Below are 26,510 nucleotides of genomic sequence, written 5' to 3' on the forward strand. Positions count from 1 at the left end.
CGGGACGATGACCGTCCCGGGGCACAAGGTTCAATCCAGCTGAATATTCAGGCTTTGCGCGCAACCCAGGCGCGCGGCGCTTGTCAGGCTCGCGCGTTGAGCGGGCTGTAGGTTGATCCAGCTCACTACCGTATGGCTTCTGCCCAGGCGCAGGGCTTCCCGTGCCAGTTTCGCGGCATCCTGGCCGGCGCGTGGTTGCAGCAGGAGCAGGCGGTCCAGGTTCAGGCCGAGGCTGCGCAGCCAGGCGTTGGTGATGGAAGCGGGCGGGGCTACCAGAGTCAGCCAGCGTGCATCCTGATTGCGACTGAGCTCGCGCAGCACCGGGCCGAGCAGATGGCGGCAGTTACCGAGCGAGCCTGACAGACGCAGTTCGCTGAACGGCTCGGGTTCGTCGAGCCAGGGGGCTTGGGGTTCTTCGCCGAGCAGCGGTAGGCTGGCGCCGAGGAAGACTTCAAACAGCGGGAGTTGCGAGCGATTCAGCGACTGCGGGAACTGCATGAAGCTCTCCTTGATGCTTAGCGGCGGATCACGCCGACACTCAGTCCTTCGATGACCAGGTCCTGTTCTTCCAGATTCACCTCGATAGGGGCGAATTCGGGGTTCTCAGCGATGAGCAGGACCTTGTTGCCATTACGCTGGAAGCGTTTGACGGTAACTTCATCGTCGAGACGCGCCACCACGATCTGGCCGTTACGCACTTCGCGTGTGGTGTGTACGGCGAGCAGGTCGCCATCGAGGATGCCGATGTCCTTCATGCTCATGCCGCGCACACGCAGTAGGTAGTCGGCCTTGGGGCGGAAGAACTCCGGGTTGATCTTGCAGGAGTCCTCGACGTTTTGTTGGGCGAGGATGGGGGCGCCGGCGGCGACCCGGCCAATTACCGGCAGGCCTTCCTCTTCATTGGCTGCAGGCTCGAAGCCGGGAATGCGAATGCCGCGGGAGGCGCCCGGAGTCATTTCGATGGCGCCTTTGCGCGCCAGTGCCTTGAGGTGTTCCTCGGCGGCGTTGGGCGATTTGAATCCCAGCTCCTGGGCGATTTCAGCGCGAGTAGGCGGATAGCCGTTGTCTTCCAGGCAGCGTTTGATGAAGGCGAGGATTTCGGATTGTCGCGGCGTCAGTTTGAGCATGCTGGCGGTCTGTCTGTTTATACAGTTGCTGTGATTATATACAGTGATTCTGGGCTGGCAACCCCTTCCTCAAACGAGATAAGAAGAGCATTCAAGCTTCCTGGCGGAGCGGCTTGGGATTTTCGCTCACTCGCCTATGGTTAAATGCGTGACCGATCAGCCATGAAAGGTCCCGCCAGGCTTGACAGCGCAGTAGCCTGAAACGTATGTTTCAAACAAGTGTTTGTCAGGTGAGGGCGTCATGGCTCAATCAGAAACCGTTGAGCGCATTTTGGATGCTGCCGAGCAGCTATTCGCGGAGAAGGGCTTTGCCGAGACGTCCCTACGTCTGATCACCAGCAAGGCTGGGGTCAATCTGGCGGCCGTGAATTACCACTTCGGGTCCAAGAAGGCGCTTATCCAGGCAGTGTTCTCACGCTTCCTAGGGCCTTTTTGCGTCAGCCTCGAGCGTGAGTTGGACCGCCGCCAGGCCAAGCCCGAAGGCAGGGCGACTCTCGAAGAGCTATTGGAGATGCTGGTAGAACAGGCCTTGGCGGTGAAGCCGCGCAGTGGCAACGACCTGTCTATCTTCATGCGCCTCCTCGGACTTGCCTTCAGCCAAAGCCAGGGCCACCTGCGCAAATATCTGGAAGAGGTGTACGGCAAGGTCTTCCGCCGCTACATGCTGCTGCTGAATGAAGTGGCGCCCAAGCTGCCACCGTTGGAGATCTTCTGGCGCGTTCACTTCATGCTCGGCGCCGCAGCGTTCAGCATGTCAGGCATAAAGGCACTGCGTGCCATTGCCGAGAACGACTTTGGCGTCGATACCTCGATCGAGCAGGTAATGCGTCTGATGGTGCCGTTCCTCGCTGCCGGAATGCGTGCTGACAGCGGACTGAGCGATGAGGCGCTGGCCACTGCCCAGTTCAAGCCACGCAGCAAGGTTCAGGTCGCCGCCAAGGCGGTCTGATGCTGTGCCCGAGTGGGTCGATGGGCTAAGCTAGCGGCCCATGCGCCCACTCGATTTCCTGCATATATCCATTGCCGACCAGTGCCTGTACGGCTTCGCTGACGGGGAGCTATGCCTGCGCCTGCCGGTATCCACCGCATTGAATGGCGCTGGGGAGCAGAGTGGCTCCAACTGCACGCCGCGTGGCCGTCATCAGGTGCGCGCAAAGATCGGCGACGGCCTGCCGCTTGGCGCGGTATTGCGCGGACGTCGTTGGACCGGCGAGGTCTGGTCCGAAGAGTTGGATTCCCGGTTCCCAGATCGAGACTGGATTCTCTCCCGTATTCTCTGGCTCAGCGGCTGCGAGCCCGGCTTCAATCGTCTGGGCCAGGTCGATACCTTCCGCCGTTACGTCTATCTGCACGGAACTCCGGACACTCAGCCGATGGGGGTGCCGCTATCCCATGGCTGCGTGCGCCTGCGCAATGCCGACCTGCTGGACCTTTTCCCCCTTGTACCGCCGCACTGCGCGGTAATGATCGACGAGGCGCCGTGCCCGCAGTGGGCGACGGCCGATCTCGCTTGAGGACGCTTCTGTGACGACTCTGTTTGGTTCTCTGATGCTGGATATTCAAGGCACCTGGCTGACCGCCGAGGACCGCCGGATTCTGCGCCAGCCCGAGGTGGGCGGCCTCATCCTGTTTGCCCGCAACATCGAAGATCCGCGCCAGGTGCGCGAGCTGTGCGCGTCCATTCGAGCTGTGCGCCCGGACTTGTTGTTGGCGGTGGACCAGGAGGGAGGTCGCGTGCAGCGCCTGCGCAACGGCTTTGTGCGCCTGCCAGCCATGCGTGCCTTGGCTGACAACGATAATGCCGAGCAACTGGCCGAACACTGTGGCTGGCTGATGGCCACCGAGGTGTTGGCTGTGGGCGTGGATCTCAGCTTTGCACCGGTGCTGGACCTTGATCACCAGCGCAGCGCCGTGGTCGGTAGCCGTAGCTTCGAGGGCGATGCCGAGCTGGCGACCCGCCTGGCCGGCGCCTTCATTCGTGGGATGGATGCGGCGGGCATGGCCGCCACCGGCAAGCATTTCCCCGGCCACGGTTGGGCCGAGGCCGATTCACATGTGGCCATCCCGGTGGATGAGCGCAGCTTGGACCAGATTCGTGCCAGGGACCTGATCCCGTTCCAGCGTCTGAGCAAGCAACTGGCTGCTGTTATGCCTGCTCATGTCATCTATCCGCAGGTGGACGACGGTCCGGCCGGTTTCTCGCGCCGCTGGCTGCAGGGGATCCTGCGTGGCGAACTGGGCTTCGATGGGGTGATCTTCAGCGACGACCTGTCCATGGCCGGCGCCCATGTGGTGGGCGATGCCGCCAGCCGTATAGAGGCTGCGCTGAGTGCCGGCTGCGACATGGGCCTTGTGTGCAACGACCGTGCTTCGGCTGAGCAGGCTCTTGGCGCCCTGCAGCGCCTCGAGGTGCAGCCGCCTAGAGGCCTGGTGCGTATGCGCGGTCGCGGCTTTGCCCGTACCGACTACCGCGAGCAGCCACGTTGGCTACAGGGCTTGGCGGCTCTGCGTGCGGCACAGCTCATCGATTGATAAGAAAGAACGCATGACTACCTATGCCATCATCGGCGGTACCGGCCTGACCCAACTCGGCGGCCTGACCCTCAAGCATGCGCAGCACATCGACACGCCTTACGGCGCGCCTTCGGCCGACGTGCTACGTGGCGAGTACGCTGGTCGTGAGGTGCTGTTCCTGGCACGCCACGGTCACCCGCATCGCATCCTGCCACATCAGGTGAACTACCGTGCCAACCTCTGGGCGCTGAAGCAGGCCGGCGCCGAGGCGATCCTGGCGGTCAATGCGGTGGGTGGTATCCATGCGGCCATGGGAAGTGGTCACCTGTGTGTGGCGCACCAGATCATCGATTACACCTGGGGCCGGGCGCATACCTTCTTCGATGGTGAACTCGAGCGTGTCACCCATATCGACTTCAGCTTCCCCTACGACGAAGAGCTGCGTGGCCGCTTGATCTCTGCGCTGCAGGCGCTGGGCTATCCCCATAGCATCCATGGTGTGTACGGGGCCACTCAAGGGCCGCGGCTGGAAACGGCGGCAGAGATCACCCGCATGGAGCGCGATGGCTGCGACATCGTCGGTATGACCGGCATGCCCGAAGCTGCACTGGCTCGTGAGCTGGAGCTGCCATACGCCTGCCTGGCGCTGGTTGTGAACCCGGCGGCTGGAAAGGCCAACGGCATCATCACCATGGATGAGATCGAGGCAGAGTTGGTGCGCGGCGTTGACAAGGTCTGCGCAGTCTTGGGTAGGGTGTTGGCTTACTAAGCCGGCACGTGCCGTGCCACCTGGGGCGCTCAGCCGTTTTTACGCTCAGCTCATAGAAAGAGAATCTGGACCTTCCAGGTTATGAGCAGGGAGGGAGTAGAAGAGGTGTTCCGCGGCCCGAGCACTACGGCACCGGGCCACGGCAGGGAAGAATGATCAGCTGACCAGACGAGTCACGTTGGGCAGGATCAGGATAACGGTGGTGGCAAGGACGATCAGGCTCGCCTGCCGGTACTTGGCGTGTTTGAACATAGCGACTGCCTTTGTTCTTGTTGGCGCTTGGCCGAGCCCCCATTGCGCTTGGTGGGCTTGGTTAGCGCCGTGGCACAGATGAAAAAGCCGTCCCGGCAAATCCCGGCGACGGCACCTTGCATGGTTAATCCTAGGGCGTGGGTCACGGTTTTCTTAGATCGGTTGGTTTCTATGTCACCGGATCAAGAATCGTGAAGTTATTGCCTGGAGGCGCCGCCTGGCGCCGCCCCGCGAGCCAGACCGGTTGTTGGTGCGCGATGCCATTCAACTCGAAAATGACCATTCGTCTGGGCCCAACGGTCAATAGGCCTGAGCGAATCGGTCATTGAGTCCTCAAGGCAGGCAATTAAGGTTATACAACCCGGCATCCGCCGCTGCCATGTACCGAGGACGTCATGACCGAAGCATATATTTTCGACGCCGTGCGCACCCCGCGCGGCAAGGGCAAGAAGGACGGCGCGCTGCACAGCGTCAAGCCAGTCAATCTGGTGGCCGGCCTGCTGCGTGCGCTGCAGCAGCGCAACGCGCTGGATACCCGTCAGGTCGACGATATCGTGCTCGGCTGCGTGACCCCGGTGGGCGACCAGGGTGCCGACATCGCCAAGACCGCGCCGATGGTGGCGGACTGGGACGTCAGCGTCTCCGGCGTGCAGCTCAACCGTTTCTGCGCCTCGGGCCTGGAAGCGGTGAACATGGGGGCGATGAAGGTGCGCTCCGGCTTCGAGGACCTGGTGGTGGTCGGCGGCGTGGAGTCCATGTCGCGCGTACCGATGGGCTCCGACGGCGGCGCCTGGGTGATGGACCCGGAAACCAATATCCACACCAGCTTCGTACCGCAGGGCATCGGCGCTGACCTGATCGCCACCCTGGAAGGCTTCAGCCGCAGCGATGTGGACTCCTTCGCCCTTCGCTCGCAGCAGAAGGCCGCACGCGCCAGCGCCGATGGCTCGTTCAACAAATCGCTTATTCCGGTGACCGACCAGAACGGTATCGTCATCCTCGACCACGATGAGTTCATCCGTGGCGACTCCACCGTGGAAGGCCTGGGCAAGCTCAAGCCGAGCTTCGAAATGATGGGCCAGATGGGCTTCGACTCCACCGCCCTGCGCGTGTACAGCCACGTCGAGCGCATCGAGCATGTGCACACCCCGGGCAACAGCTCAGGGATAGTCGACGGCGCCGCGCTGATGCTGATCGGCAGCGCGGCCAAGGGCAAGGAGCTGGGCCTCAAGCCGCGTGCGCGTATCGTCGCCACCGCCGTGACCAGCACCGATCCGACCATCATGCTCACCGGCCCTGCGCCGGCCACCCGCAAGGCCCTGGCCAAGGCCGGGCTCTCGGTGGAGGACATCGATCTGTTCGAGGTCAACGAGGCTTTCGCCTCCGTCGTCATGAAGTTCATGAAGGACATGGGCGTGTCCGAGGACAAGGTCAACGTCAACGGCGGCTCCATCGCCATGGGCCACCCGCTGGGCGCCACCGGCTGCGCCATCCTCGGCACCCTGCTCGACGAGCTGGAGAAGCGCGAGTTGCGCTACGGCCTGGCCACGCTGTGTGTCGGCGGCGGCATGGGTATCGCCACCATCATCGAACGTATCTGACCGATTTGTAGGGTGGATGACGCGAAGCTCATCCACCAGAAGCCGCCCTGGTGGAAAACCGCTCTGCGGGTTTTCCACCCTACGTGGCCCTCCGGATTCGAGGAAAGAAGAAATGACTGACGCCATCCGTTACGAAAAGGGCCAGGACAATATCGTCGTCCTGACCATCGATATGCCCGGCCAGAGCGCCAACACCATGAACGCGGTGTACCGCGAGGCCATGGGCGCCACCGTGGCCCGCTTGGAGGCTGAGAAGGACTCCATCGCCGGGGTGATCGTCACTTCCGCGAAGAAGACCTTCTTTGCCGGCGGCGACCTCAACGAGCTGATCAAGGTCACCAAGGCCGACGCCAAGTCGTTCTACGACATGATCCTCAAGATCAAGGGCCAGCTGCGCCGCCTGGAAACCCTGGGCAAGCCGGTAGTGGCCGCGATCAACGGCGCCGCCCTGGGCGGTGGTTGGGAAATCTGCCTGGCTTGCCACCACCGCATCGCCCTGGACAATTCCAGCGTGCAGCTGGGCCTGCCGGAGGTGACCCTCGGCCTGCTGCCGGGCGGCGGCGGGGTGGTGCGCATGGTGCGCATCCTCGGCCTGGAAAAAGCCCTGCCGTACCTGGCCGAAGGTAAGAAGGTACGCCCGGACGCCGCGCTCAAGGCTGGCCTGATCCACGATATCGCCGCCACCCCGGACGAGATGCTGGCCAAGGCCCGCGCCTTTATCGCCGCCAACCCGACCGCCGCGCAGCCGTGGGACGTGAAGGGCTACAAGATCCCCGGCGGCACCCCGAGCACCCCGGCCGTGGCGCAGATGCTGGCCATCGCCCCGAGCGTGTTGCGTGACAAGACCAAGGGCTGCTTCCCGGCGCCGGAGAAGATCATGTGCGCCGCCGTCGAGGGCGCCCAGGTCGACTTCGACACCGCGCAGATCATCGAGGCGCGCTACTTCACCGAGCTGACCACCGGCCAGGTGGCGAAGAACATGATCGGCACCTTCTGGTTCCAGCTCAACGAGATCAACGCCGGCAGCTCGCGCCCGCAGGGCATCCCGCAGTACGTGACCAAGAAGGTCGGCGTGCTCGGCGCAGGCATGATGGGTGCCGGCATCGCCTATGTGTCGGCGGCCGCCGGCATTGAGGTGGTACTGAAAGACGTGTCCATCGAGGCGGCGGAGAAGGGCAAGGCCTACTCGGCCAAGCTGCTCGACAAGAAGGTCAGCAAGGGCCATATGACGGCTGAGAAGCGCGACGCCTTTCTGGCGCGGATCAAACCGACTGCCAGCGATGCCGACCTTGAAGGCTGCGACCTGATCATCGAAGCGGTGTTCGAAGATCGCGGTCTGAAGGCCAAGGTCAACGCTGCCGCCGAGGCCGCCGCGCTGCCGGAGGCGGTGATCGCTTCCAACACCTCGACCCTGCCGATCACCGGCCTGGCCACTGCGGTGCAGAAGCAGGACAAGTTCATCGGCCTGCACTTCTTCAGCCCGGTCGACAAGATGCCGCTGGTGGAGATCATCCGAGGCGAGAAGACCAGCGACGAGACCCTGGCGCGTGGCTTCGACTACGTGCTGCAGATCAAGAAGACCCCGATCGTGGTCGAGGACAGCCGTGGCTTCTTCACCTCGCGGGTGTTCGGCACTTTCACCAACGAAGGCATTGCCATGCTCGGCGAGGGTGTGAGCGCGGCGATGATCGAGAACGAGGCGCGCAAGGCCGGCATGCCGGTGGGCCCGCTGGCGATCAGCGACGAAGTGTCGATGAGCCTGATGGAGCACATCCGCCAGCAGACCATCAAGGACCTGGCCGCCGAGGGCAAGAGCATTCCGCAGCACCCAGCGTTCAACGTCATCGAGCTGATGCTCAAGGAGTACAAGCGTCCGGGCAAGGCCGCCGGTGGTGGTTTCTACGAGTACCCCGAAGGTGGCAAGAAGCGCCTGTGGCCGGAGCTGAAAGCGCACTTCGAGAAGGCTGACGCGCAGATATCCCAGGAGGACGTGCGTGACCGCATCCTGTTCATCCAGGCCATCGAGACCGTGCGTTGCGTGGAAGAGGGCGTGTTGAAGTCGGTGGCCGACGCCAACATCGGTTCGATCTTCGGCATCGGCTTCGCCGCCTGGACGGGCGGGGCACTGCAGTTCATCAACCAGTACGGGGTGAAGGACTTTGTCGCCCGCGCCCAGTACCTGGCCGAGCAGTATGGCGAGCGCTTCCTGCCGCCGGCCCTGTTGCTGGAGAAAGCGGCCAACGGCCAGACCTTCTGAGTGTGATGCAGCCTGCAGAACCGGCCCATGTGGCCGGTTTTGCTTTTCAGGGGCTTTCTGTCATCGTGCCGGGAAGTCCCCGCGAGGAGTGCAGCGGCGCGTGAGCATGCGAAGGGTGATCAGTGCTTGGTGGCTGGCAGGTCTGCTGGCCGCCTCCGGCATGGCCTCTGCTACCGAACCGCTGAATATCTATATCGGCCAGGGGCAGATGCCCTTCGCCGATGACAACCCAAGCGACCGAGGCGTGTACGGCGACCTGATGGACGAGCTGTGCAAGCGCCTGCAGCGTGAATGTCGCTATCAGAGCGTGCCCTGGAAGCGAGTTCAGGTGACGGTGGCCAACGACCCGTACGGCATCGTGCTCAACCTCGGACGTACGCCCGAGCGCGAAGAGGGTTTCGTCTGGTTGTTGGGGGTGTTGCCGACGTCCTATGTACTGGCCAGCACACACCAGCGTTTCGATAGCCTGACGGATGCGCTGACTGCCGGCCCTGTGGTGGTGATGGGCGGCACGCCGCGCGCTCAGGAGGCGCTGCAGCTACGTCAGGAGGGGCAGTCCGTGGTGGAGGTAACTGACCCGGAACAGGCGGCGCGGATGCTGCGCAGCGGGCGGGTGCTGTCCTGGTACGAGATCGACCTGCGCGTGCTCTACCTCTGGCGGCACCTGGGCTATACCGAGGACTCGATTGTGTCGGGGCAGGCGGTGAGTGCCAATCGCAGCTTCGTCGCCGGCAGCCCGGTACTGCGGGATGCATCGTCGCTTGCCGCGCAGATGCAGCAGGCATTCGCGGACATGCAGGGTGACGGCACCTGGCGGCGCATTCTGATCCGCCATCTGGGGGCTGATCTGGCCGATCGTCTGGGCGAGCCTTGAACTGGCTCGGTCAGGCTGCCTGGCACCAGCCGTTCTCCATGCAGATCAGCGAGTGAATGGCCATCTTTTCACTTTGCCGAGTGGGCATGCGCAGGGTCAGCAGGCTGCCGTCTTCCATGTGGACGGCCGCTTCGGACTCGAAGTGCAGGCCGGAGTCGTCCAGGCTGACGTAGGTCACGCCGTAGCTGCTGGTGTTGGAGAAGGCTTCGGTGATGGACATGGCAAATCCTCCGAGGGAGTGACACCGCCAGTGGCTTACTGGCGGGCGCGGGCTTGTTGTTGGTGGTGAGTAGGTGCCGGAACGCTATGGAAGGCGGAAGCGGCGATCAGGCTGGCGATGGCGGCGAAGCTGCCCATGTTGTTTCTCCTTGGGGAAGTGATTGGGTACGGCTGCATAGTTGCCGAGCCGCGCCATCGACAGAAGTGAATGGTGAGCATGGTGGGTATCGAGCCCGGTGATGATTGCCGGGTATCGCTCGGAGGCCCGTGGCGGTTGCGTTTGCGGGTGCTTCGATGCACGCTAATGACCTTTCCCGCAACCCTCGGCTGCCTCAGGTAATCCGCTCCATGTCCTTGCGCATCTGCATTCTGGAAACCGATGTACTCCGCCCCGAACTGATCGACCAATACCAGGGCTACGGCCGCATGTTCGAGCGCCTATTCGCCAAGCAGCCGGTCGAGGCGCGCTTCGAGGTGTTCAACGTGGTGCAGGGTGATTACCCAGCCGACGGTGAGCGCTATGACGCCTACCTGGTGACCGGCAGCAAGGCGGACTCCTTCGGCAGCGACCCGTGGATCCAGACCCTCAAGACCTATCTGCTGCAGCGCTACGAGGCCGGCGACAAGTTGCTCGGAATCTGCTTCGGTCATCAGTTGCTGGCACTGTTGCTGGGTGGCCATACCGAGCGCGCGACTCAGGGCTGGGGCGTGGGCATCCACCACTACGAGATCAAGCAGCAGGCGCAGTGGATGAGCCCTGCACTGGAGCAGTTGACCCTGCTGATCAGCCACCAGGATCAGGTCACCACGCTGCCGGAGAAGGCCACGCTGCTGGCTTCCAGCGAGTTCTGTCCGGTGGCGGCGTACTGCATCGCCGATCAGGTGCTGTGCTTCCAGGGCCACCCAGAGTTCATCCACGACTACTCGCGCACCCTGCTGGATATCCGCCAGACGTGCATCGGCGAGCCGGTCTACAGCAAGGCGGTGGAGAGTCTGGTGCACGATCACCAGGGCGCGACTGTGGCGGAGTGGATGATGCGCTTCGTGGCCCAGGGGCGCGGCGCCTAAGCGATCCCACTGGCGATCCGGTCCTTCGCGAGCGGTTTCGCTACAGCCAGCCCATCCGCTTGAAGTTGGCGAACAGTCCGACACAGCCCAGGCCGATGATGCCTAGCACGCCAAAGTAACCGTAGTGCCAGGTCAGCTCTGGCATGTTCTGGAAATTCATCCCGTAGATGCCTGCCACAGCGGTGGGAAAGGCCAGGATCGCCGCCCACGCGGCGAACTTGCGCTGGGTCAGGCTCTGCCGCGAAGACTCCAGCAGCAGGCCGATCTCGATGGCGTGGTCGGCCATTTCGCGCAGCCCGGTGAGGTCTTCCAGCAGGCGGTTGACATGGATCGCGATGTCACGAAAGTACGGTCGCATGTGCTTGTCGATGAAGGGGAAGTCGAGCTGTTGCAGCTCCTGGCAGATTTCCGATAGTGGCGCGACCTGGCGGCGCAGTCGCAGCAGATCGCGGCGCAGGCTGTGGATGCGCTCGACGTCGGACTGGGTCAGTGGCCGTTGCAGCACGGTCTGTTCGATGTCTTCCAACTCGCCGTGGATGCAGTCCAGCAGTGGCCGATAATTCTCGATCACGAAGCTGAGCAGGGCGTAGATGACGAAGTCCTCACCATGCTCCAGCAGCAGGGGGCGTGCCTCGCAGCGTTGGCGTACGGTCGAGTAGGGTGCGGAGTCGCCGTAGCGGGCGCTGATCACATAGCCCTTGCCGGCAAAAAGCTGGGTTTCGACGAAGTCCAGCTTCTCGCCATGACGGATCGGTGAATAAAGCACCATGAACAGCGCGTCGCCGAAAGTTTCCAGTTTGGGACGGGTGTGCTGAGCGATGGCGTCTTCCAGGGCCAGTTCGTGCAGGTTGAACTGTTCCTGCAGGGTGTGCAGCTCACTGCTGCCGGGATCGCGCAGGCCGATCCAGACGAAATGGTCGGGCCTGGAGGCCCACTGATGCCCTTCGCTGAGGGTGATATCGGCGGCTTTCTTGCCTTTGTGGTAGGCGACGGCGGCAACGACCTGGCCCATGGATTGTCCTCTGCATGGCGATACCGCAGCTTAACCCAGGACCATCCAGCAGGTAGAAAAAGGCCCGGACTGTGCCGGGCCCTCAAAATCATTGCTTCGCCAGGAAGATCAGGCCGAAGCCTTGGCATTGACAGCCTGATCGAGCTGCTCAATGCACTCGCGCATCATCTGGTGGCAGCGCTCCATCAGTTGCGGCAGGTCATCGAGGGTCAGACCCAGGGTTGGGATGGCCGGCAGCGAGCGGATCATCACCTTGCCACTGCTCCAGCTGTTGAGTTTGAGGCGCCCTGCGTAGGTGCTGACGCACACCGGGATGATGGGTACGCCGGCGGCGATGGCCATCTGGAAGGCGCCTTTCTTGAACGGCAGCAGGCCCTTGCCCAGGTTGCGTGTGCCTTCCGCGAATACCCAGATGGAGGTGTCGCGATTCTGCAGGGTGTCGGTGGTTTCCAGCATGGCCTGCTTGGCCTTGCGGGCATTACCCCGGTCGATCAGTACGTTGCCTGCGAGCCAGTAGAGCTGGCCGAAGAAAGGCACCCACTTCAAGCTCTTCTTGCCGATGCTCACGGTACGCGGCGGTACTACACGACCGAGTACGTAGAGGTCATAGTTGGACTGATGGTTGGCCACCACGACGCAGGGCCGGTCCTGGCCGAACAGGCTGCCAACCTCGGTCTTTATCCGTAGACGCAGCATGCACAGGGCTGGGAGGGAGTACAGGCGCGCGCACAGGCGGCTGTTGTCCGGGTTGAACGGGCGGCACAGGCCGAGCAGCAGGCCGAGTACGCCAGCAATAATAAAGTGCAACCCCATCAACAACATACGCGCGAGGAAAAGCATTGAACGAGCTACCGGCAGACGAAAGGTGGCGAAGTGTACGGGCGTACACTTTTTTCGACAATTGACGCCGATCAGAGGTTACTACCGGGTATTTCAAGCTATTCATGATGTGGACAGCGCTCACATGGCGCTGCGGATCATCAAATGTGAAAGGTGCTCAGGCGAGGATAAAGATCACAGCCCCATCGCCTTTGCAGTGATGGGGCTGTGAGGTTGTTATGCGTTCAGGCTTCTATCGGAGTACTTCGAAGCGAGCTGGTGGTCGCTGAAGATTCGCTGGTTGCCAGAGCAGCGCTGATATTCACGGCGTGTAGCCCCTTGGGGCCCTGCAGAATATCGAACTTAACCGCTTGGCCGGCCTTGAGAGTCTTATAGCCGTCCATCTGGATAGCCGAGTAATGGGCGAACAGGTCCTCATCTCGGCCATCGGCGACGATGAAGCCGTAGCCCTTGGCGTTGTTGAACCACTTGACCTTACCGCTAAGCATGCTGACATCCCTCTGCAAAGGACTCCATCACTGGAGTATCATCCACTTCAGCTCCACGTCCGACTTCGGCCGTATGGGCACTAGCCGCGGAACCCCGATACCCATTAGGGGTATTCACTGTTTGTAACACCGTTTTGCCTTTAGTCAAGGTGCCAGGACAGCCGGCTGAGAAGCCGATCAAACTCCCTCCGGCATCACCTTTCCGACCGGTCGTGACACCATTAGTTCAGCATGCATCCACGCAGCCAGATTCAACTAACATTCAATCAAGATCGCCCCGATGAGCATGAGGACGATTCGTCAGGCTTGGCCGTGCAGGAAGCGAAGCCTTCGCTGCAGGCGCCTCCCATGTACAAGGTGGTGCTCTTCAATGACGATTACACTCCGATGGATTTCGTGGTCGAAGTGCTAGAAGTGTTTTTCGGTATGAACCGAGAGCTGGCTACCAAGGTCATGCTTACTGTTCACACCGAAGGAAAGGCAGTGTGCGGACTGTTCACCCGCGATATCGCGGAGACAAAGGCGATGCAGGTTAATCAATACGCTCGAGAGAGCCAGCATCCGCTACTCTGTGAGATAGAAAAGGACGGTTGAAGCCGTCCCGCTTGGGCAAGAGGTGAAGCTATGTTGAATCGAGAGCTGGAAGTCACCCTCAATCTGGCCTTCAAGGAGGCACGTGCCAAGCGCCATGAGTTCATGACGGTAGAGCACCTCCTTCTTGCCTTGCTGGACAACGAGGCTGCAGCGACGGTACTGCGCGCCTGTGGCGCCAATCTGGACAAGCTCCGGCATGATCTGCAGGAGTTCATTGATTCCACGACCCCCCTGATTCCGCAACACGACGAGGAGCGTGAGACTCAGCCGACACTGGGCTTCCAGCGTGTGCTGCAGCGCGCCGTGTTCCATGTGCAGAGCTCCGGCAAGCGCGAAGTCACTGGCGCCAACGTATTGGTCGCCATCTTCAGTGAGCAAGAGAGTCAGGCTGTATTTCTGCTCAAACAGCAGAGCGTCGCCCGCATCGATGTGGTCAATTACATCGCCCACGGTATTTCCAAGGTGCCTGGTCATACTGACCAGCATGAGAGTGAGCAGGAAATGCAGGATGAGGAGGGCGGTGAGTCCTCGTCCTCGGGGAATCCGCTTGATGCCTACGCCAGCAACCTCAACGAACTTTCGCGCCTGGGGCGGATCGACCCTCTGGTCGGTCGCGAGCACGAGGTAGAGCGCGTTGCGCAGATTCTTGCGCGCCGCCGCAAGAACAATCCCCTGTTGGTCGGCGAGGCCGGCGTCGGCAAGACCGCCATAGCAGAGGGTTTGGCCAAGCGCATCGTCGATGGACAGGTGCCGGATCTGCTGTCCGAGAGCGTGGTCTATTCCCTTGACCTGGGTGCGCTGCTGGCTGGTACCAAGTATCGCGGCGACTTCGAGAAGCGCTTCAAGGCGCTGCTCAATGAGCTGCGCAAGCGCCCGCACGCCATTCTGTTCATTGACGAGATCCACACCATCATAGGTGCGGGGGCTGCGTCTGGCGGGGTAATGGATGCGTCCAACCTGCTCAAACCGCTGCTGTCGTCGGGTGAGATTCGGTGCATCGGTTCCACTACCTTCCAGGAGTTCCGCGGTATCTTCGAGAAGGATCGGGCTCTGGCTCGGCGCTTCCAGAAGGTTGATGTCACTGAACCTTCCGTCGAGGACACCGTGGGCATTCTCAAGGGGCTGAAGGCTCGCTTCGAGCAGCACCACCATATCGAGTACAGCGACGAAGCCCTGCGTGCGGCTGCGGAGCTGGCGGCGCGTTACATCAATGATCGCCACATGCCCGACAAGGCCATAGACGTGATCGACGAGGCTGGTGCATACCAGCGCCTGCAGCCTGAGGAAAAACGCGCCAAGCGCATCGAGGTGGCGCAGGTGGAGGATATCGTTGCGAAGATCGCGCGGATTCCACCGAAGCATGTCAGCAGCTCGGACAAGGAGCTGCTGCGCAATCTGGAGCGCGACCTCAAGCTCACCGTGTTCGGCCAAGATGCGGCGATCGATTCGCTATCGACCGCCATCAAGCTTTCTCGCGCTGGTCTCAAGGCTCCAGACAAGCCGGTCGGCTCCTTCCTGTTTGCTGGACCGACTGGTGTCGGCAAGACCGAGGCGGCTCGGCAGCTGGCCAAGGCTATGGGTATCGAGCTGGTGCGCTTCGACATGTCCGAGTACATGGAGCGCCACACCGTTTCACGTCTGATCGGCGCACCGCCTGGCTATGTTGGTTTCGACCAAGGTGGTCTGCTCACCGAGGCCATCACCAAGCAGCCGCATTGCGTACTGCTTTTGGACGAGATCGAGAAGGCCCATCCGGAGGTCTTCAATCTGCTGCTGCAGGTGATGGATCACGGTACCCTGACCGATAACAATGGGCGCAAGGCCGACTTCCGCAACGTGATTCTGATCATGACCACCAACGCTGGAGCCGAAACGGCATCGCGTGCCTCGATCGGCTTCACGCTGCAGGACCATTCGTCCGATGCCATGGAAGTGATCAAGAAGAGCTTCACTCCGGAGTTCCGCAACCGTCTGGATACCATTATCCAGTTCGGCCGCCTGACGCACGAAGTGATCAAGAGCATCGTCGACAAGTTTCTTACCGAATTGCAGGCGCAGCTGGAAGACAAGCGCGTGCAGTTGCTTGTCAGCGACGAAGCTCGTGGCTGGTTGGCGGAGCGTGGTTACGACGTACAGATGGGCGCGCGGCCAATGGCACGACTGATTCAGGACAAAATCAAGCGTCCGCTGGCGGAGGAAATCCTCTTTGGCGAACTGGCCGAGCACGGTGGGGTGGTGCATATCGAACTGGAAGGTGGAGAGTTGCACTTCGAGTTCGAGACCACGGCTAACGCTGAGCCGGCCTGATTGCAGGCAAACGAAAACGCCCGGCAATGCCGGGCGTTCTTGTATTCGGACCTTCTATTGCCGGATTCCGCAGTGCGGAATCAGCGGGCGCGATAGGTGATGCGGCCCTTGCTCAGGTCGTACGGCGTCAGTTCGACGCGGACCTTATCGCCAGTCAGAATGCGGATGTAGTTCTTGCGCATCTTGCCGGAGATGTGCGCGGTAACGACGTGCCCATTTTCCAACTCCACACGGAACATGGTGTTGGGCAGGGTGTCGACGACAGTACCTTCCAATTCGAAGCTGTCTTCTTTCGACATGCAGTAAAGCCCTCGGTATCCAAAGATTGGCCCGGTGCAACGATGCCCAGGCAAAAGCGGCGTGCATTGTGCCCGAAAAGGGGCGGGGCCGCCAAGTGGCTGGAGGGTCGGGAAATGGGCAGAGGGGGCAGAGGCTAGGTCAGCACGACCCAGCGCTGATTGACGAACAGCTCGATGGGCCGGTACTGGGTCTTGTAGCTCATCTTCCGGCAGTTCTTGATCCAGTAACCAAGATAGACAGCCTGCAGGCCTAAGCGTGCAGTTTCTCCAATCTGCCAGAGAATTGCATAACGGCCAAGGCTGCGACGTTCCTCGGCAGGATCATAGAAGGTGTACACGGCGGATAGGCCATTGGGCAGTACGTCGGTAACCGCTACCGCTACCAGCTTTCCGGTCTGGCGGAATTCATAAAAGCGTGCGAAGGGCAGGTCGCGTACCAAGAAGGTGCTGAACTGCTCCCGGCTAGGGGGGTACATATCGCCATCGGCGTGGCGCTGCTCGATATAGCGCACGTAGAGGGCATAATACTCCTCGTTGAACGCGGGACGCACGGCGCGTACCTGGATGTCCGCGTTGCGCTTGAGGATGCGCTTCTGTTGGCGGCTGGGAATGAACTGGTCGGCGGGTATGCGTGCCGGAACGCAGGCGGTGCAGCGCTGGCAGTGCGGACGGTAAAGGTGGTCGCCACTACGGCGAAAGCCCATTTCCGACAGTTCGGCATAGACCTGCACGTCCATGGGCTGGCTGGGATCGAGAAACAGGGTGGTGGCCTGTTCCTCGGGCAGATAGCTGCATGGATGAGGCTGAGTGGCGTAGAACTTGAGTCGAGCCAGCTCGGTCATGGCTGATCCTCGGTAAACCTCTTGGGCAAGTGTATGCCAGGGCCGAGGGTGCTACCACCCGCTGTCATGCGCGCCAGTCGGCGCCGCTTGGTTGGTCCAGATAGCGCTGCAAATAGTCGGCGAACTCTCGACGCTCGATGGCGCGAGCACCAAAGCTGTGCAGGTGTTGGGTCGGCATCTGGCAATCGATTAGGACGAAGCCCCATTCGCACAGTTTACTCACCAGTGTGGCAAAACCCACCTTGGACGCGTTATCGGCGTGGCTGAACATGGATTCTCCGAAGAACAGTCTGCCCATGGCCAGGCCGTAGAGCCCGCCGACCAACTCATCGTCGAGCCAGACCTCTATCGAGTGGGCGAGGCCTCGGCAGTGCAGTTCCAGATAGGCGGTGCGCATGCTGTCGGTGATCCAGGTGCCGTCGGCGTAGTCGCGTGGTCCAGCGCAGCCTTGGATGACGGCGGCAAAATCCTGATCGAAAGTCACTCGATAGCGCTGCTGGCGCAGCAACTTGGCCAGGCTGCGGGATAGATGGAATTCGTCAGGAAAGAGAACCGTGCGCGGGTCGGGCGACCACCACAGCAGCGGCTGGCCTTCGTTGAACCAGGGGAAGCAGCCGTGACGGTAGGCGGCGACCAGGCGTTCGGCGGATAGATCGCCGCCGGCAGCCAGCAGGCCGTTGGGCTCGTGCAGGGCGCGGTCCAGTGGTGGGAAATCCAGCGAGTCGCGTTGCAGCCAGGTCAGCATGCGGAGGAGGGTAGGGCGGGCGCTAGCGCACCCGCCTTCCGGGCTCAGGCGTCGAGATATTTCTCGGCATCCAGCGCGGCCATGCAGCCGGCGCCGGCCGAGGTGATGGCCTGGCGGTAGACGTGGTCGGCCACGTCGCCGGCGGCGAACACGCCCTCGATGCTGGTCGCGGTGGCATTGCCTTCGCTGCCGCTCTGGACGACCAGATAGCCGTCGCGCATCTCCAGCTGGCCCTTGAACAGGTCAGTGTTGGGCTTGTGGCCGATGGCGATGAACACGCCAGCCAGCTGCAGCTCTTTTGTGCTGCCGTCGGCGGTGCTCTTCAGGCGCACACCGGTGACGCCGGTGTTGTCGCCCAGCACTTCGTCTAGGGTGTGGTTCCAGTGCAGGCGCACGTTGCCGTTGGCGGCTTTCTCGAACAGCTTGTCCTGCAGGATCTTCTCCGAGCGCAGCTTGTCGCGGCGGTGGATCAGGTGAACTTCCTTGGCGATGTTCGACAGATACAGCGCTTCTTCAACGGCGGTGTTGCCGCCACCGATTACGCAGACCACCTGATTGCGGTAGAAGAAGCCATCGCAAGTGGCGCAGGCGGATACCCCCTTGCCGGCGAAAGCTTCCTCGGAGGGTAGGCCAATGTACTGGGCGCTGGCGCCTGTGGCGATGATCAGTGCGTCGCAGGTATAGGTGCCGCTGTCGCCCTTGAGAGTAAAGGGCTTGCTCTGCAACTCAGCGGTATGGATATGGTCGTAGACGATCTCGGTCTCGAAGCGCTCGGCATGTTCCTGCATGCGCTGCATCAGCCCTGGGCCGGTCAGGCCGTGAACGTCACCTGGCCAGTTGTCGACCTCGGTGGTGGTGGTGAGTTGGCCGCCGGGCTGAATGCCGGTGATGACAACGGGCTTGAGGTTGGCGCGGGCGGCGTAGACGGCAGCGGTATAGCCGGCCGGGCCGGAGCCCAGGATGATCAGGCGTGAATGCTTGACTTCGCTCATAAAAAGACCCCATAAGCCTTTGTCACAAAAGAGAATGCATGCTCCAATCGAGCCGCACGTAAGGGATAGCCGGATATGCTACACCGAAGCAGGATGACCCGGCAAAACGGCCCGGCAGCCTGGCGCGATACCTGTAAATTTGTACAATGGTCGCCTCTTTGCGTGTTCCACCGATCGTCAGTCGCGCCCCGCGCGCAGGAATGACAGCGTTTTGAAGAATTCCAGCACAGCAGCCCAGGCTCCGGCCTGGCGTCAGCAATTGCACTACCGTCTCAAGGAGGGCGCTCTGATCGCGCTCGGCGCGCTCTGCCTGATCCTGTGGATGGCTCTGCTGACCTACGACCAGAACGATCCGGGCTGGAGTCATACCAGTAGTTCCCAGCAAGTGCAGAATGCCGCAGGTCGTGCCGGAGCCTGGCTTTCCGACATCTTGTTCATGGCCTTGGGCTATTTCGCCTATCTCTTTCCCCTACTGCTGGCGATAAAGACCTGGCAGATATTTCGTAATCGCCACCAGCCTTGGCAGTGGAATGGCTGGATGTTCTCTTGGCGGCTCATCGGCTTGGTCTTCCTGGTCCTGGCTGGCGCCGGGCTGGCTCATATCCAGTTCGAATCCGCGCCATCGTTGCCAGCCTCGGCGGGAGGCGCTCTGGGTGAAAGCCTGGGTCAACTGGCCCGGGATGCCCTCAATGTGCAAGGTAGTACGCTGCTGTTCCTGGCGCTGTTCCTGTTTGGTCTGACCGCTTTCACCGACCTTTCCTGGTTCAAACTGATGGACCTGACCGGCAAGATCACTCTCGACCTGATCGAGCTGGTGCATAGCCTTATCACCCGCTGGTGGGAGGCCCGACTGCAGCGCAAGCAACTGGTTGCCCAACTGCGGGAGGTGGACGAGCGCGTCGCCGAGGTGGCCGCGCCAGTAGCGCTGGATCGCCGCGAGCAGGCCAAGGTCAAGGAGCGTCTGATCGAGCGCGAGGAGACCCTGGCCAAGCACATGGTCGAGCGTGAGACTCGCGTTGCGCCGGTCATCGCGCCGCCGCCACCGCCCAAGGCCACCGAGCCGAGCAAGCGGGTGCTGAAGGAGAAACAGGTTTCCCTGTTCGAAGATTCAGCCGTCGCCGGCACGCTGCCTCCGATATCCATCCTCGACGTAGCGGAGAAGAAACAAAAGAGCTTCTCGCCCGAATCCCTGGAGGCCATGTCACGCCTGCTGGAGATCAAGCTCAAGGAGTTCGGCGTCGAAGTGGTGGTCGAGTCCGTGCACCCGGGCCCGGTGATCACCCGTTTCGAGATTCAGCCGGGTATCGGCGTCAAGGTCAGCCGCATTTCCAACCTGGCCAAGGACCTGGCGCGCTCGCTGGCAGTGATCAGCGTGCGGGTGGTCGAGGTCATCCCGGGCAAGACCACCGTCGGTATCGAGATTCCCAACGAGGATCGCCAGATTGTGCGCTTCTCCGAGGTGCTGTCCTCGCCGGAATACGACGACGCCAAGTCGCCTGTCACCCTGGCACTGGGCCACGATATCGGCGGCAAGCCGGTGATCACCGACCTGGCCAAGATGCCGCATCTGTTGGTGGCCGGTACCACCGGCTCCGGTAAGTCGGTGGGCGTCAACGCCATGATCCTGTCGATCCTGTTCAAATCCGGCCCGGAAGACGCGCGGATGATCATGATCGACCCGAAAATGCTCGAACTGTCGATCTACGAAGGCATCCCGCACCTGCTGTGCCCGGTAGTGACCGACATGAAGGAGGCTGCCAACGCCCTGCGCTGGTCGGTGGCCGAGATGGAGCGTCGCTACAAGCTGATGGCGGCCATGGGCGTACGTAACCTGGCCGGCTTCAACCGCAAGGTGAAGGACGCCGAGGAAGCCGGTACGCCGCTGTCCGACCCGCTGTACAAACGCCAGTCGATGGAAGACGAGGCGCCGCTGCTGAAGACCCTGCCGACCATCGTGGTGGTGGTCGACGAATTCGCCGACATGATGATGATCGTCGGCAAGAAGGTCGAAGAACTGATCGCGCGTATCGCGCAGAAGGCGCGGGCCGCCGGTATCCACCTGATCCTCGCGACCCAGCGCCCCTCGGTGGACGTGATCACCGGCCTGATCAAGGCCAACATCCCGACCCGGATGGCCTTCCAGGTATCGAGCAAGATCGACTCTCGTACCATCCTCGATCAGGGCGGCGCCGAACAGCTGCTGGGCCACGGTGACATGCTCTACCTGCCGCCGGGCACTGGCCTGCCGATTCGCGTGCATGGCGCTTTCGTCTCCGACGACGAGGTGCACCGTGTGGTCGAGGCCTGGAAACAGCGCGGCGCGCCGGACTACATCGAAGACATTCTGGCTGGCGTCGAAGAAGCTGGCAGCGGCTTCGACGGCAGCAGTGGCGGTGGCGAAGGCGGCGAGGGCAGCGAGGAAGACCCGCTGTACGACGAGGCAGTCAACTTCGTGCTGGAAAGCCGTCGCGCCTCCATTTCCGCGGTGCAGCGCAAGCTGAAGATCGGCTACAACCGCGCTGCGCGCATGATCGAGGCCATGGAAATGGCCGGTGTCGTGACCCCAATGAACACCAACGGCTCGCGCGAGGTCATAGCGCCGGGGCCGTCCCGAGACTGACAAAGAGGATTTCCATGCGCCTGATTCGCATGTTGCTGCTGGCCGCGCTGGCCTGCAGTCCCGTTCTTGCCCATGCCGACGACGAGGCCGCGGTCAAGCGCCTGACCGGCCTGCTCGACCAGGCCCAGACCCTGACCGGGCGTTTCTCCCAGCTGACCCTCGATGGCTCGGGTACCCAGCTGCAGGAAACCTCCGGGCAGATGGCACTCAAGCGTCCTGGCCTGTTCCGCTGGCACACCGACGCGCCGCAGGAGCAGCTGCTGGTGTCCAACGGCCAGAAGGTCTGGCTGTACGATCCGGACCTGATGCAGGTGACCATCCAGACCCTCGACCAGCGCCTGACCCACACCCCGGCGCTGCTGCTGTCCGGTGACGTGTCGAAGATCCGCGAGAACTTCGAGATCACCTACAAGGAAGGCGGCGACGTGGTCGACTTCATCCTCAAGCCCAAGGCCAAGGACAGTCTGTTCGACAACCTGCGCCTGTCGTTCCGCAAGGGCGTGATCAACGACATGCAGCTGATCGACAGCATCGGCCAGCGCACCAACATCCTGTTCCTCGGCGTGAAGCTGAACGAGAAGCTGGATGCCGCGCAGTTCGACTTCCAGGTGCCGGAAGGCGCCGACGTCATCCAGGAATAAGGAGTCTCGGTGGACCTGTTCCGTGCCGCGCCCGTCGCCCAGCCTCTGGCTGCGCGTCTGCGCGCCACCAGCCTGGACGAATACGTCGGCCAGGAGCACGTGCTGGGGCAGGGCAAACCGCTGCGCGAGGCGCTGGAGCAGGGTGCGCTGCACTCGATGATCTTCTGGGGCCCGCCCGGGGTTGGCAAGACCACGCTGGCCAAGCTGCTGGCCCAGGTTTCCGAGGCACATTTCGAGACGATTTCCGCTGTATTGTCCGGGGTGAAGGAAATCCGCCAGTCGGTGGAGGTGGCCAAGCAGCAGGCCGCCCAGTACGGCCGTCGCACTATCCTGTTCGTCGACGAGGTGCACCGCTTCAACAAGAGCCAGCAGGACGCCTTCCTGCCCTATGTCGAAGACGGCACGCTGATCTTTATCGGCGCGACGACGGAAAATCCTTCTTTCGAGCTGAACAACGCGCTGCTGTCGCGCGCCCGCGTCTATGTGCTGAAGAGCCTGGACGAGGCGGCGATGCGCAAGTTGGTGGCGCGCGCGCTGGGCGAGGACAAGGGCCTTGGCAAGCGCAACCTGTCGCTGCCCGAGGAGAGCTTCCAGATCCTGCTGGCCGCCGCCGATGGCGATGGCCGGCGCCTGCTCAACCTGCTGGAGAACGCCGCTGACCTGGCCGAGGACGGCGGCGAGATGGGCCCCGAGCTGCTGCACAACCTGCTGGGTGACAGCCGTCGCCGCTTCGACAAGGGTGGCGAGGCCTTCTACGACCAGATTTCCGCGCTGCACAAGTCGGTGCGCGGCTCCAATCCGGATGCCGCGCTGTACTGGTACGCGCGCATGATCGACGGCGGCTGCGACCCGCTGTACCTGGCTCGGCGCGTGGTGCGCATGGCCAGCGAGGACATCGGCAACGCCGACCCGCGCGCGCTGACCCTGTGCCTCAACGCCTGGGACGTGCAGGAGCGCCTCGGCAGCCCCGAGGGCGAGCTGGCGGTGGCGCAGGCCATTGTCTATCTGGCCTGCGCGCCGAAGAGCAACGCGGTGTACATGGGCTTCAAGGCGGCCCTGCGCGAGGCGGCCGAGTTCGGTTCGCTGGAGGTACCGCTGCACCTGCGCAACGCGCCGACCAAGCTGATGAAACAGCTGGGCTATGGCGAGGAATACCGCTACGCCCACGACGAGCCGGATGCCTACGCTGCCGGCGAGGACTATTTCCCCGAGGAGCTGGAGCCGCGCCGTTATTACGAGCCGGTGCCGCGTGGCCTCGAGCTGAAGATTCGCGACAAGCTGGCCCATCTGGCCAGCCTGGATGCCGCCAGCCCACGACGGAGACGCAAGCCATGATCGGTGTGGTATTCGCCGTCGCGCTGGGCGGCATGATCGGCACCCTGGTGCGTTATGCCACGGGCAACTGGGTCACCAGCCACTTTCCCCAGCATTTCTACGGCGCTACCCTGGCGGTCAACCTGGTCGGTTGCCTGCTGATCGGCTATCTGTATGGCCTGTTCGTGATGCGTCCGGAAGTACCGGAAGCGCTGCGCGCGGGGCTGATGGTCGGCTTCCTCGGCGGCCTGACTACTTTTTCATCCTTTTCGCTCGACACGCTGCGCCTGCTGGAAAACGGTCAGGCACCCATGGCCATCGGCTATGCGGCCGCCAGCGTATTGGGCGGCCTGCTCGCCACCTGGGCCGGCCTGACATTAACCAAGCTCTGAACGAGAACCTCCCATGCTCGATTCCAAACTGGTCCGTACCCAACTGCAGGAAATTGCGGATCGCCTGGCAACCCGTGGCTTCCAACTGGACGTGGCGCGCTTCGAAGCGCTCGAGTCCCAGCGCAAGTCGGTGCAGATGCGCACCGAACAGCTGCAGGCCGAGCGTAATGCCCGTTCCAAGTCCATCGGCCAGGCCAAGGCGCGTGGCGAGGACATCGCGCCGCTGCTGGCGGAAGTCGACAAGATGGGCAGCGACCTGGAAGAGGGCAAGCGCGAGCTGGACACCATCCAGACCGAGCTGGACAACCTGCTGCTGAACATCCCCAACCTGCCGCACGAGTCCGTGCCGGTCGGTGCCGACGAAGACGGCAACGTTGAAGTGGCGCGCTGGGGCACTCCGCGTAGCTTCGATTTCGAGATCAAGGACCACGTCGCCCTCGGCGAGCAGCACGGCTGGCTGGACTTCGAGACTGCCGCCAAGCTCTCCGGCGCGCGTTTCGCACTGCTGCTCGGCCCCATTGCCCGCCTGCACCGCGCTCTGGCCCAGTTCATGATCAATCTGCACACCGGCGAGCACGGCTACGAGGAGGCCTACACCCCGTACCTGGTACAGGCCCCGGCCCTGCAGGGCACCGGTCAGCTGCCGAAGTTCGAGGAGGACCTGTTCAAGATCACCCGCGAAGGCGAGGCAGACTTCTACCTGATCCCGACCGCCGAGGTCTCCCTGACCAACATCGTCTCCGGCGAGATCCTCGATGCCAAGCAGCTGCCGCTGAAGTTCGTCGCCCACACCCCGTGCTTCCGCAGCGAAGCCGGTGCCTCCGGTCGCGACACCCGCGGCATGATCCGCCAGCACCAGTTCGACAAGGTCGAGATGGTGCAGATCGTCGACCCGGCCACCTCCTTCGAGGCCCTGGAGGGCATGACCGGCAATGCCGAGCGCGTGCTGCAGCTGCTCGAGCTGCCGTACCGCAAGCTGGCGCTGTGCACCGGCGACATGGGCTTCAGCGCCGTGAAGACCTACGACCTGGAAGTCTGGGTGCCAAGCCAGGACAAGTATCGCGAGATTTCCTCCTGCTCCAACTGCGGCGACTTCCAGGCCCGTCGCATGCAGGCGCGCTTCCGCAATCCGGAAACCGGCAAGCCGGAGCTGGTGCACACCCTCAACGGTTCCGGCCTGGCGGTGGGGCGCACCCTGGTGGCGGTGCTGGAGAACTACCAGCAGGCCGATGGCAGCATCCGCGTGCCGGAAGTGCTGAAACCCTACATGGGCGGCATCGAAGTTATCGGCTGAGTCGATAGCAAGCGCACAATAGCGGGGTGGCGATGGCCACCCCGTTTTTTTACCTCTGGTGAGATTGAGTCATGGATTTCCTTCCGCTGTTCCACAAACTTCAGGGTCGCACCGTGCTGGTCGTTGGCGGCGGCGAGGTGGCGCTGCGCAAGGCGCGCCTGCTCAGCGATGCGGGTGGGCGGCTGCGCGTGGTGGCGCCGGAGGTGCGTGGCGAGCTGCGTGAACTGGCTGGCGAGGAGGGTGTGCTCCTGCGCGGCTATGAGTCGGCGGATCTACAGGGCGTGGCCCTGGTAATCGCCGCCACCGACGATGAGCCGCTCAATGCGCGCATCTCGGCCGAGGCTCAGGCGCTGGGTATTCCGGTCAACGTGGTGGACGCCCCGGCCCTGTGCAGCGTGATTTTCCCGGCTATCGTCGATCGCTCGCCGCTGATCGTGGCGGTGACCAGCGGTGGCGATGCGCCGGTGCTGGCGCGGCTGATCCGCGCCAAGATCGAGACCTGGATTCCCGCCACTTACGGCCAGCTGGCCGGTCTGGCGAAGAAATTCCGCGAGCGGGTCAAGCAACTGTTCCCCGACGTGCAGCAGCGCCGGGTGTTCTGGGAGGACGTGTTCCAGGGGCAGATCGCCGAGAGCGTGTTCGCCGGCAAGCTGGCCGAGGCCGATCGCCTGCTGGAGGAAAAGGTCGCCGGCGCCGCGCCGCGCGCTCTGGGCGAGGTGTATCTGGTCGGTGCCGGCCCAGGCGATCCTGACCTGCTGACCTTCCGCGCCCTGCGCCTGATGCAGCAGGCCGACGTGGTGCTCTACGACCGCCTGGTAGCACCGGCGATCATCGAGTTGTGCCGTCGCGACGCCGAGCGGGTCTACGTTGGTAAGCGCCGCTCCGAACACGCGGTACCGCAGGACGAAATCAATCAACTGCTGGTCGACCTGGCCAAGCAGGGCAAGCGCGTGCTGCGCCTGAAGGGCGGTGACCCGTTTATCTTCGGTCGTGGTGGTGAGGAGATCGAGCAGCTGGCGGCCGAGGGCATCCAGTTCCAGGTGGTGCCGGGCATCACTGCGGCTTCGGGTTGTGCGGCCTATGCCGGTATCCCGCTGACGCACCGCGACCATGCTCAGTCGGTGCGCTTCGTTACCGGTCACCTCAAGGACGGCAGCACCGACCTCCCTTGGGCCGACCTGGTGGCGCCGGGCCAGACCCTGGTGTTCTACATGGGCCTGGTCGGCCTGCCGAGCATTTGCCAGGAGCTGATCGCCCATGGCCGCGCCGCCGACACACCGGCAGCTCTGGTGCAACAAGGCACCACGCAGAACCAGCGGGTGTTCACCGGCACCCTGGCCAATCTGCCGCAGCTGGTGGCCGAGCACGAGGTGCATGCGCCGACCCTGGTGATCGTCGGCGAAGTGGTCACCCTGCGCGAGAAGCTGGCCTGGTTCGACCAGGCCTGAG

At 62.7% G+C, this 26,510-nt stretch carries 26 protein-coding genes; 16 read left to right on the forward strand and 10 right to left on the reverse strand.

Annotated elements, in window-relative coordinates; translation table 11 throughout:
- Positions 1-30 precede the first annotated feature (30 nt).
- Positions 31-498, reverse strand: a complete 468-nt coding sequence (gene sulA, locus IB234_RS10505) for an SOS-induced cell division inhibitor SulA (RefSeq protein WP_192317224.1) — start codon at positions 496-498, stop codon at positions 31-33.
- A gap of 17 nt (positions 499-515) precedes the next feature.
- Complete coding sequence (gene lexA / locus IB234_RS10510) at positions 516-1,127, reverse strand: transcriptional repressor LexA (protein ID WP_192317226.1); 612 nt, start codon at positions 1,125-1,127, stop codon at positions 516-518.
- Positions 1,128-1,368: 241 nt separating this feature from the next.
- Here lexA and IB234_RS10515 point away from each other — a divergent pair, with 241 nt between their 5' ends.
- The 7 genes from IB234_RS10515 to IB234_RS10545 all read left to right on the forward strand — a co-directional run bounded on the left by IB234_RS10515 (position 1,369) and on the right by IB234_RS10545 (position 9,394).
- Entirely contained in the window at positions 1,369-2,076 is a 708-nt protein-coding gene (locus tag IB234_RS10515) for a TetR/AcrR family transcriptional regulator (protein WP_192317228.1), read from the forward strand.
- A gap of 40 nt (positions 2,077-2,116) precedes the next feature.
- Positions 2,117-2,641, forward strand: coding sequence for a L,D-transpeptidase (locus IB234_RS10520; RefSeq protein WP_192317230.1), 525 nt, complete (start codon positions 2,117-2,119; stop codon positions 2,639-2,641).
- 19 nt (positions 2,642-2,660) lie between these two features.
- Entirely contained in the window at positions 2,661-3,659 is a 999-nt protein-coding gene (nagZ, locus tag IB234_RS10525; protein WP_192317808.1) for a beta-N-acetylhexosaminidase, read from the forward strand.
- A gap of 13 nt (positions 3,660-3,672) precedes the next feature.
- Positions 3,673-4,410 (forward strand): S-methyl-5'-thioinosine phosphorylase, encoded by a 738-nt coding sequence (locus IB234_RS10530; RefSeq protein WP_192317232.1) that lies wholly within the window; start codon positions 3,673-3,675, stop codon positions 4,408-4,410.
- A 647-nt stretch (positions 4,411-5,057) separates the two neighbouring features.
- On the forward strand, positions 5,058-6,263 hold the full coding sequence (locus tag IB234_RS10535; RefSeq protein WP_192317234.1) for an acetyl-CoA C-acetyltransferase: 1,206 nt from the start codon (positions 5,058-5,060) through the stop codon (positions 6,261-6,263).
- Positions 6,264-6,375: 112 nt separating this feature from the next.
- The gene (locus IB234_RS10540) at positions 6,376-8,520 is read left to right on the forward strand and encodes a 3-hydroxyacyl-CoA dehydrogenase NAD-binding domain-containing protein (RefSeq protein WP_192317236.1); all 2,145 of its coding nucleotides are present in this window, start codon (positions 6,376-6,378) and stop codon (positions 8,518-8,520) included.
- Between the two features lie 106 nt (positions 8,521-8,626).
- Positions 8,627-9,394, forward strand: a complete 768-nt coding sequence (locus IB234_RS10545; protein WP_225580538.1) for a substrate-binding periplasmic protein — start codon at positions 8,627-8,629, stop codon at positions 9,392-9,394.
- A gap of 10 nt (positions 9,395-9,404) precedes the next feature.
- Here the strand turns inward: IB234_RS10545 and ptrC are convergent, their stop codons facing one another.
- On the reverse strand, positions 9,405-9,614 hold the full coding sequence (ptrC, locus tag IB234_RS10550; RefSeq protein WP_192317240.1) for a type III secretion system co-regulatory protein PtrC: 210 nt from the start codon (positions 9,612-9,614) through the stop codon (positions 9,405-9,407).
- Between the two features lie 347 nt (positions 9,615-9,961).
- Between ptrC and IB234_RS10555 the strand changes: the two genes are divergently transcribed.
- Positions 9,962-10,681 (forward strand): amidotransferase, encoded by a 720-nt coding sequence (locus tag IB234_RS10555; RefSeq protein WP_192317242.1) that lies wholly within the window; start codon positions 9,962-9,964, stop codon positions 10,679-10,681.
- 40 nt (positions 10,682-10,721) lie between these two features.
- Here the strand turns inward: IB234_RS10555 and IB234_RS10560 are convergent, their stop codons facing one another.
- From IB234_RS10560 to cspD, 3 genes are all read right to left on the reverse strand, one after another.
- Positions 10,722-11,693: a magnesium and cobalt transport protein CorA gene (locus tag IB234_RS10560; RefSeq protein ID WP_192317244.1), complete on the reverse strand. Its 972-nt coding sequence runs from the start codon at positions 11,691-11,693 to the stop codon at positions 10,722-10,724.
- A 108-nt stretch (positions 11,694-11,801) separates the two neighbouring features.
- Positions 11,802-12,533 carry a 1-acylglycerol-3-phosphate O-acyltransferase gene (locus tag IB234_RS10565; protein ID WP_192317246.1) on the reverse strand — a complete coding sequence of 244 codons (732 nt, stop codon included), beginning with the start codon at positions 12,531-12,533 and terminating at the stop codon, positions 11,802-11,804.
- Positions 12,534-12,757: 224 nt separating this feature from the next.
- Positions 12,758-13,021 carry a cold shock domain-containing protein CspD gene (cspD, locus tag IB234_RS10570; RefSeq protein WP_192317248.1) on the reverse strand — a complete coding sequence of 88 codons (264 nt, stop codon included), beginning with the start codon at positions 13,019-13,021 and terminating at the stop codon, positions 12,758-12,760.
- 231 nt (positions 13,022-13,252) lie between these two features.
- On the opposite strand from cspD, the gene clpS reads away from it, so the two are divergent.
- Positions 13,253-13,615, forward strand: coding sequence for an ATP-dependent Clp protease adapter ClpS (gene clpS, locus IB234_RS10575; RefSeq protein WP_192317250.1), 363 nt, complete (start codon positions 13,253-13,255; stop codon positions 13,613-13,615).
- Between the two features lie 30 nt (positions 13,616-13,645).
- Entirely contained in the window at positions 13,646-15,922 is a 2,277-nt protein-coding gene (gene clpA / locus IB234_RS10580; RefSeq protein WP_192317252.1) for an ATP-dependent Clp protease ATP-binding subunit ClpA, read from the forward strand.
- Between the two features lie 80 nt (positions 15,923-16,002).
- On the opposite strand, the gene infA is transcribed toward clpA, so the two are convergent.
- The 4 genes from infA to trxB form a co-directional block, all read right to left on the reverse strand.
- Complete coding sequence (infA, locus tag IB234_RS10585) at positions 16,003-16,221, reverse strand: translation initiation factor IF-1 (RefSeq protein ID WP_137973350.1); 219 nt, start codon at positions 16,219-16,221, stop codon at positions 16,003-16,005.
- A gap of 134 nt (positions 16,222-16,355) precedes the next feature.
- A complete protein-coding gene (locus tag IB234_RS10590; RefSeq protein WP_192317254.1) occupies positions 16,356-17,063 on the reverse strand; it encodes an arginyltransferase in 708 nt (235 codons plus the stop codon).
- 64 nt (positions 17,064-17,127) lie between these two features.
- Entirely contained in the window at positions 17,128-17,808 is a 681-nt protein-coding gene (gene aat / locus IB234_RS10595; protein ID WP_192317256.1) for a leucyl/phenylalanyl-tRNA--protein transferase, read from the reverse strand.
- Positions 17,809-17,852: 44 nt separating this feature from the next.
- Positions 17,853-18,800, reverse strand: a complete 948-nt coding sequence (gene trxB, locus IB234_RS10600) for a thioredoxin-disulfide reductase (RefSeq protein WP_192317258.1) — start codon at positions 18,798-18,800, stop codon at positions 17,853-17,855.
- Between the two features lie 211 nt (positions 18,801-19,011).
- Here trxB and ftsK point away from each other — a divergent pair, with 211 nt between their 5' ends.
- The 6 genes from ftsK (at position 19,012) to cysG (ending at position 26,509) form a co-directional block, all read left to right on the forward strand.
- Positions 19,012-21,420, forward strand: a complete 2,409-nt coding sequence (gene ftsK, locus IB234_RS10605; protein ID WP_192317260.1) for a DNA translocase FtsK — start codon at positions 19,012-19,014, stop codon at positions 21,418-21,420.
- Positions 21,421-21,434: 14 nt separating this feature from the next.
- Entirely contained in the window at positions 21,435-22,061 is a 627-nt protein-coding gene (lolA, locus tag IB234_RS10610) for an outer membrane lipoprotein chaperone LolA (RefSeq protein ID WP_192317262.1), read from the forward strand.
- Between the two features lie 9 nt (positions 22,062-22,070).
- Positions 22,071-23,396 (forward strand): replication-associated recombination protein A, encoded by a 1,326-nt coding sequence (locus IB234_RS10615; protein WP_192317264.1) that lies wholly within the window; start codon positions 22,071-22,073, stop codon positions 23,394-23,396.
- Positions 23,393-23,767, forward strand: a complete 375-nt coding sequence (gene crcB / locus IB234_RS10620) for a fluoride efflux transporter CrcB (protein WP_043311323.1) — start codon at positions 23,393-23,395, stop codon at positions 23,765-23,767. The genes IB234_RS10615 and crcB overlap by 4 nt, the downstream gene beginning before the upstream one ends.
- Before the next feature lie 13 nt (positions 23,768-23,780).
- On the forward strand, positions 23,781-25,061 hold the full coding sequence (gene serS / locus IB234_RS10625; protein WP_192317266.1) for a serine--tRNA ligase: 1,281 nt from the start codon (positions 23,781-23,783) through the stop codon (positions 25,059-25,061).
- Positions 25,062-25,132: 71 nt separating this feature from the next.
- Complete coding sequence (gene cysG / locus IB234_RS10630; RefSeq protein WP_192317268.1) at positions 25,133-26,509, forward strand: siroheme synthase CysG; 1,377 nt, start codon at positions 25,133-25,135, stop codon at positions 26,507-26,509.
- Position 26,510 lies beyond the last annotated feature (1 nt).

It is taken from the genome of Pseudomonas sp. PDM16, from assembly GCF_014851865.1.
Classification (GTDB): Bacteria; Pseudomonadota; Gammaproteobacteria; order Pseudomonadales; family Pseudomonadaceae; genus Aquipseudomonas.